The organism is Gammaproteobacteria bacterium, from assembly GCA_022340215.1.
Taxonomy (GTDB): Bacteria; Pseudomonadota; Gammaproteobacteria; order JAJDOJ01; family JAJDOJ01; genus JAJDOJ01.
On the sequence record JAJDOJ010000144.1, the window covers coordinates 1 to 3,848 of the forward strand.

Genomic DNA, 3,848 nt, shown 5'->3' on the forward strand with positions numbered 1-3,848 from the left:
TGCGATAGGATCTAATCGATGCCTACAACAGTCAACCACGGCTTGCCTGAATGCGCTCGAATGGTGGACTCTATCAGATCCGGGATTCGAATGGGGGCGGACGCGTTGCTCAGAGAAGACGATTGAGTCAGAATCCGTCAAACCGGCCAGTGGCGGAGCCGAGGCAAAGCTCAAGAGATAGCGCCGAACAGTCGAAGCGGCAGGAGCCAAAACACAGGCTGGCAGCGTTGGTACCCCAGTTCAAGAGTCAAACCGACTCGTCCCCACGGCGTGTTCGCCCCGACAGCAAACACCGCACGTGTCCGACGCCGCACAGGAGGGGCAAAGACAACAAAACCAGGGCGCCCGATGAGACGCAGGATCGAACGCCCGCCTAACACCGGGCGCAGCAGAAGAAGGTGCGAAAAGCCATCGCGTATCACTGGGTTCTACGAAATGAGGCGTTTGTGCTTCCCATACTCCGGTTTTCAGCCTGAAAATTCAGACGTGATTGCATGAACCGGTCACCGCCACGATGACTCAGGGTATCCGGACCAGCGAATCCTTTCCCCGCCTAAAGATCGGGATCAGTTCCTGCCTGCTCGGGGAAGAGGTCCGGTACAACGGCGGACACAAGCGCGACGGGTTCGTCTGCGGTGACCTCTCACGCTACGTGGACTATGTGCCGATCTGCCCGGAAGTCGCCATCGGCATGGGCGTCCCGCGTCCACCGATTCGTCTGGTCGGCGATCCGGAATCCCCGAGGGCCGTGGGTACGGACGATCCCGACATGGATGTGACCGATCGGCTGAGTGCCTATGCGGAAGAAGCAGTGCCCGGGTTCGGCGGGTTGAACGGCTACATTCTCAAGAAGGACTCTCCGAGTTGCGGGATGGAACGAGTAAAGGTCTACAACCCGAAGGGAGGGGCGGGCGAGCGCAAGGGAACCGGGATCTACGCGCGCGTCCTGAAGGACCGTCTGCCCGACCTGCCGGTCGAGGAGGAGGGGCGTCTCAAGGATCCGGTTCTTCGGGAGAATTTCATCAATCGAGCCTACACCAACAGGCGTTGGCAGCAACTTCTAGAGAAGGGCGTGACGCCGGCAGGTCTGATCGAATTCCACACCGATCACAAGTATCTGGTGATGGCCCACTCGCAGGCGGCTTACCAGAGGTTGGGGCGAATGCTCGCCGACCTGTCGGGGATCGATCCGAAGTCGGTAGCCTCCCGGTATATCGGGGAGCTTATGACCGCACTCGGCCGCAGGGTGAACCGCATGCGCCACGTGAACGTGCTGCAGCACATGATGGGTTACCTCAAGCGCAGTATCGACAGCGGCGACAAGCAGGAGATCATCGGAAGCATCGAGGCCTATCGCCGTGGCGAGATCCCCCTTGTGGTGCCGATCACGCTGATGCGTCACTACTTCAGGCGACATCCGGATCCCTGGATGGAGCGACAGGTTTATCTATTCCCTCATCCGGACGACCTCGGGCTGCGAAATCAGATCTGAGGCGTCGATATCTTCCGGAGTACGCGCGTCCGGGAACTTCGATATGACCAACGCCCCGACTAACGGGCAGCCTCGGCGGATGGACCGATTGCGCTGTTGCCGGGCAATGCAGTCTTTCGAAAATTCCCGTCGTCACTTTGGAAATACAGCACGCCGTCCGATCGCACGAAGGCCATCGTCGCTCCCGGTTCGTCGACATCGCGAAAGTGTTGGGGATTAACAGGGACCAGTCTTCTCATCTCCCCGTCATTCAACAGATAGAGATCTCCGTCTTTAAACACGACCTCAAGCGATTCAAACCGGTTTTCACCTGTTTGCCAGGGGAAACGCCATGTCACCGATTCGTAGTGCCCGGCAAGGGGGCTCAGGAAAGCTGCGTCAAGTTGGGGTTCGCTCGGTTTGCCGGAAGGTAGAACCCCTTCGACGAGATAGTCCTGAATCCGGTCCTCGATCTCACGTAAAGCCTGGCGATGAAAGGCGTTGATGACAACGAAATAGCCGCGATTGAGCTGCCTGCTGTAGGCGAACCGGGACAGATAACCGTCACCGTCGCCGCCATGTCCGTGGAACAGAAATCCCTTGTGGGTGGACGCGTACAGGCCAGGCCCATACCCGTAGCGCAGACCACTTTGCGCGGCGAGGGTAGTCATGGGATGCTCCATCCTCCGGATGGCGGCCTCACTGACAACGACCTTCCCGTCGACGCGTCCGTCGTTCAGGAAAAGTCTTGGCAGGGCGCCCATCTCCCGCGGCGAGCTATTGATGGCGCCGAACGAGGGCATGACCATGTGCCAGTAGGGGATAGCGGTCTGGCCGTCCGTATCGTAGCCGGCCGCCAGGGTTTTTCGGGCAGGGATGTCCGGCGTCACGATCGCCGCGTTCATGCCAAGCGGTTCGAACAGCCAGTCCCTCATGATCCTCGACCACGACATGCCGCTGGCTTTTTCCAGTACGTATCCGGCGAGCCCGTATCCTGCATTCGAATAAGACGCATGCATGCCGGGAGGCCAGTGAACCACGCGCTGCTCGGGCGCGACCCGAAGTCCCTCGCCGATGCCGACTGGAATGTTGTGGTCGAACTCAGTCTTGCTCAGGTCCAGCAGTCCGGCGGTGTGCTCCAGCAGGTGGACGAGCCGGACAGGCCGGGTTGCCTGCCAGGGATTGACAAGAGGCGCGTCCGGCACCGCCTTCGCGACCTCCGTATCCAGGCTCAACAGGCCGCGATCCTGCGCACGTAGTACGGCCAGCGCCGTAAAGGTCTTGGTAATGGATCCGATCCGGAAAAGAGTGTCCGGCGTGGCGGGGACGGGTCCTTTGCGGTTCGCCTGGCCCATCGCCACTGTCTTGATCAGCCTGTCTGCCGAGACGATCGTCAACGCCACCGCCGGCACGTTGTATCGACCGCGTATCACGTCGATATCGATCAACAGTTCGCGCATTTCTGCAGATTCGCCAGTTGGCCCGACCACCTCGCAGGACGCATCGGCCCCTGGAACCGCCGGCACACACAGGATGAGTGCAATGGCATATCGGTGGATCATCCCACCCATCGCGCGTGTCACCTCAACGTTCCGGAACGGTCATGATCGCGCGGCGAATCCAGCTTTCGTCGGCCTCGTCCACGAGTCGGATCCCACCATCGGGAGTTCTCGCCAGGCCCAGGTGCTGGTAGGTGGCAGTGAGGTCCGGGAATTCAGCCGAGTCCCGGTGTTGCCGGTAAAGCGATCGGAACACGTCGGTGCCGGTGATGGCGTCGAGTTGATCAACAAGCCGTTCACCGCTCCAGGTGTCCTGGAACGGAAGGCAGCACTCGCGCAGTCCATCGAGTGCGGAATCCAGTGATTGACGCCCATCGGAGCGACGTCGCAGTTCTGCGTCCGCCAACAGGGCCACGGCGGCGCCGCTCCAGTACACGCGCATGAAAAGACGATCGCGGAGCATGTTCTCGGTCGCTTCGGCGAGAGACATGTCCCGTGGAGTCCCGCGTTTTCCACGCAGGAAACCTGCGTCGAGATTCGACCAGGCCTCGGCTTCGTCGATCCGCCCCTGCCTGGCCTGGATGACGTTCTGGTAGTAGCTCGCCAAGCCTTCCGACAACCAGGTGTCGTTCCCGTCCAGCAGGGGGTGCAGAAGGTGCGAGAATTCGTGATAGAGCGTCCAGTCTTCGAGGAAGGATTTCAAAGGCCGGGTTTCGTCGACGTAGAGATGAGCCGCATCACCGCCGCCGCGCATCACCTGCGCCCATGGGACGGGTTCGCGTGCGCGGCCAATCGGGACCACCAGGATCTGTGCGCCGCGGACCGGAAACCGACCATAGACGGTGGTCAGGGACCGCGCACCGGTTTCGATCCAGTGA

3 protein-coding genes are annotated in these 3,848 nt (G+C 60.8%); 1 reads left to right on the forward strand and 2 read right to left on the reverse strand.

The annotated features are described in order from the left end of the window. Positions 1-514: 514 nt before the first annotated feature. The gene (locus LJE91_10380; GenBank protein MCG6869099.1) at positions 515-1,492 is read left to right on the forward strand and encodes a DUF523 and DUF1722 domain-containing protein; all 978 of its coding nucleotides are present in this window, start codon (positions 515-517) and stop codon (positions 1,490-1,492) included. Between the two features lie 59 nt (positions 1,493-1,551). Here the strand turns inward: LJE91_10380 and LJE91_10385 are convergent, their stop codons facing one another. Together LJE91_10385 and LJE91_10390 are read right to left on the reverse strand one after the other, a co-directional pair. Then, complete coding sequence (locus tag LJE91_10385; GenBank protein MCG6869100.1) at positions 1,552-3,033, reverse strand: beta-lactamase family protein; 1,482 nt, start codon at positions 3,031-3,033, stop codon at positions 1,552-1,554. A gap of 22 nt (positions 3,034-3,055) precedes the next feature. Then, positions 3,056-3,848 (reverse strand): hypothetical protein (locus LJE91_10390; GenBank protein MCG6869101.1); only part of this gene is annotated, 793 nt, incomplete at its 5' end.